The 3,059-nt window shown below is 73.2% G+C and carries 3 protein-coding genes; 2 read left to right on the forward strand and 1 reads right to left on the reverse strand.

All coding sequences use genetic code 11. The annotated features are described in order from the left end of the window. Positions 1–319: 319 nt before the first annotated feature. A complete protein-coding gene (locus D588_RS0116180) occupies positions 320–1,093 on the reverse strand; it encodes a TSUP family transporter (RefSeq protein ID WP_017912277.1) in 774 nt (257 codons plus the stop codon). Between the two features lie 96 nt (positions 1,094–1,189). On the opposite strand from D588_RS0116180, the gene D588_RS0116185 reads away from it, so the two are divergent. Together D588_RS0116185 and D588_RS25065 are read left to right on the forward strand one after the other, a co-directional pair. Continuing rightward, the gene (locus D588_RS0116185) at positions 1,190–1,582 is read left to right on the forward strand and encodes a YchJ family metal-binding protein (protein ID WP_081613356.1); all 393 of its coding nucleotides are present in this window, start codon (positions 1,190–1,192) and stop codon (positions 1,580–1,582) included. A gap of 249 nt (positions 1,583–1,831) precedes the next feature. Further along, on the forward strand, positions 1,832–3,059 hold a 1,228-nt coding region (locus D588_RS25065), incomplete at its 3' end, for a lytic murein transglycosylase (RefSeq protein ID WP_043085397.1).

Genomic DNA, 3,059 nt, shown 5'->3' on the forward strand with positions numbered 1-3,059 from the left:
AACGCGCCGGCACGCGTGCCGCGCCGTCCTCGGCCAAGGCCACCTCGGCGAAGGCGCCACGCACGTCCACCGCGGCTGCGGCAGCTGCGTCCGCGGCAACGCGGCCAGCCGCGCGGTCGGCGTCGGCGAAGCCGGTGAAAGCAGGCACAGGCAGCAAACCTGCGAAGCCGGCCAAGGCTGCAGCAGCCAAGACGGCGCCTGCGAGCGGTAAGCGCCGCGGCGGCTGAGCGGCGCTTGCGTCCGTGCCGATCGGGTGCAAGCGCGGCAACATCGGTGCGAGGGGAGACACGCGGCAACCACACGGTGCCGCGCACTGCACTCAGTGCAGCAGATCCCAACCCATCTTGCCGATCAGCACCACCACCAGCACCAGGAACAACTGCCGGATCAGCGGCGTGCCGCCGCGCAGCGCCAGCCGGGTGCCGGTCACCGCGCCGGCCACGTTGGCCACGGCCATCGGCACCGCCGCGGCCAGCAGGATCTTGCCGCTGGGCACGAAGAAGCACAGCGCGGCCAGGTTGGTGGCCAGGTTCACCACTTTCGAGGCGGCCGAGGCGCGCAGGAAATCCAGGCCGAAGAAGCGGATGAACAGGAAGATCAGGAAGCTGCCGGTGCCCGGGCCGAAGAAGCCATCGTAGAAGCCGATCGCCGCGCCGATCGCCAGCGCGATGGCCAGTTCGCGGCGGCCGATGTGGCGCGGCCGGTGCAGCGCACCGAAGTCCTTCTTGACCAGCGTGTAGCCCAGCATCGCGATCAGCAGCACCAGGATCAGCGGGCGCACCGCCTGTTTCGGCAGCAGGCTCACCGCCGTGGCGCCGAGGAAGGCGAACACGAACGCGGCGGCGGTCGCATACAGCACCGGCCGCCACGGCAGGCGCACGTGGCGCGCATAGCGCCAGGCGGCGGTGCCGGTGCCCGCCATGGAACTGAACTTGTTGGTGCCCAGGATCACCGCGGGCGCCTGTTGCGGCAAGGTCGCGAACAGTCCGGGCAACTGGATCAGGCCGCCGCCGCCCACCGCCGCGTCCACCAGCCCGGCGACGAAGGCGATGCACAGCAGCCAGGGCAGTTCGGTGGGGATCGACTCGAGCACGCCGGCGCTCCGCGCAAGGGGCCGCAAGCATAGCCGCCACCGGCCGCGACGCGCGCGCGGCGTGCGCCGTGTCGCCGCAGCCGGCACAATCTGCACATGTCTCCGTCCGCCCCGCGCCTTGCCGATCCCTGCCCCTGCGGCCGTCCGCGCGAGTACGCGCAGTGCTGCGGGCCGTACCACGCCGGCACCCCTGCGCCGGATGCCGAATCCTTGATGCGCTCCCGCTACAGCGCCTACGTGCGCCAGGACGCCGATTACCTGCGCGCGAGCTGGCATCCGTCGACCTGCCCGCCGCAGGTGGAGATCGATCCACGCACGGCGTGGCTCGGCCTCACCGTGCAGCGCGTGCTGCAGACCGGCGCCGACAGCGCCGAAGTCGCCTTCCTGGCGCGCTATCGCATCGGCGGCGGCAGCGCCGTGCGCATGACCGAGCACAGCCGCTTCGTGCGCGAGGATGGGCGCTGGTACTACCTCGACGCGCTGGACTGAGCGTCGCGCGTCGCGCCGCCGTTCGTTGGCGGGGCAAGCGTTGGCCCTCTGGCGCTTCGAACGGAATGCCGCAGTGGCCCGAACGCCATGTGTGTCGCGGCCGCGACGTCGTGCCGCGCGATCCGCCAACCAGGCCACGCTCGGAACGCGCTGCCGGTCGCGTGCCTGCCGCCCGCGCCGCGTGAGCGGAGCGCACACGCGGCGGTTGTTTATGATGTCGGCCCTGCCGTCGGCGAGGATGTTGCGATGATGCGTTTGGCCTGGATCCTGCTGCTGGCGGCCCCGTGCGCGCTCGCGCAGACCCCACCCGCGGCGGCGCCGTCCACGCCCGATCCGGCCTTCGCCAGCTGCGTGGCCGGCCTGCGCACGGCTGCGGCGAAGGCGGGTGTCGCCGAGGCGTCCTTCGACCGCTTCACCGCCGGCCTGCAGCCGGACCCGAGCGTGCTGCCGCTGCTCGACGCCCAGCCCGAGTTCACCACGCCGATCTGGGATTACCTGGCCGGCCTGGTCGACAGCCAGCGCATCGACGACGGCCGCGCCATGCTCGCCACGCACCGCGACCTGCTCGCGCAGGTGGCGCAGCAGTACGGTGTCGACCCGGAGACGGTGGTCGCGGTGTGGGGCGTGGAGAGCGACTACGGCCGCATCTCCGGCAAGCGCCCGCTGCTGGTGTCGCTGCTGACCCTGTCCTGCGAAGGCCGCCGCCAGCCGTTCTTCCGCAGCGAGCTGTTCGCGCTGCTGAAGCTGCTGCAGGCCGGCGACCTGCGCCCCGAAGGCCTGACCGGCTCCTGGGCCGGCGCCTTCGGCCATACCCAGTTCATGCCGAGCACCTACGCCCGCGTCGCCGTGGACGGCGATGGCGACGGCCGCCGCGACCTGGTCGCCAGCATTCCCGATGCGCTCGCCTCCACCGCCAACTACCTCAAGCTGGCCGGCTGGCAGAGCGGCCAGCCGTGGGGGCTGGAGGTGAAGCTGCCGGCGGGCTTCGACCCGGCGCTGGCCGGGCGCACCCAGCGCCGGCCGCTGTCGGACTGGCGCGCGCGTGGCCTCACCGCCGCCGATGGCAGCGCGCTGCCGGCCCTGGCCGCGCAGACGCCGGCGGCGGTGCTGATCCCGGCCGGCGTACATGGCCCGGCGTTCCTGGTGTTCCGCAACTACGACGCGATCTACGCCTACAACGCCGCCGAAAGCTACGCGCTGGCGATCGCGCTGCTGTCCGACCGGCTGCGCGGCAAGCCGGGGCTGGTCGCGGCCTGGCCGACCGACGACCCCGGCCTGGGCCGCCCCGAGCGGCGCGAACTGCAGACCCTGCTGCTGGCGCGCGGCCACCCCATCGGCCAGGCCGACGGCGCCATCGGCACCGCCACCCGCCGTGCGATCCAGTCCGAGCAGCAACGCCTGGGCCTGCAGCCGGCCGACGGCCGCGCCGGGCAACGCATCCTCGATGCGCTGCGCCGCGAGGCCGGCAGCGCGCCTG

This window comes from Xanthomonas sp. SHU 308 (assembly GCF_000364645.1).
GTDB classification, from domain to species: Bacteria; Pseudomonadota; Gammaproteobacteria; order Xanthomonadales; family Xanthomonadaceae; genus Xanthomonas_A; species Xanthomonas_A sontii.

What these genes read in the sequence shown, in the direction of transcription:
- D588_RS0116185 (WP_081613356.1), top strand. Translation starts at nt 1,190, where the DNA reads ATGTCTCCGTCCGCCCCGCGCCTTGCCGATCCCTGCCCCTGCGGCCGT.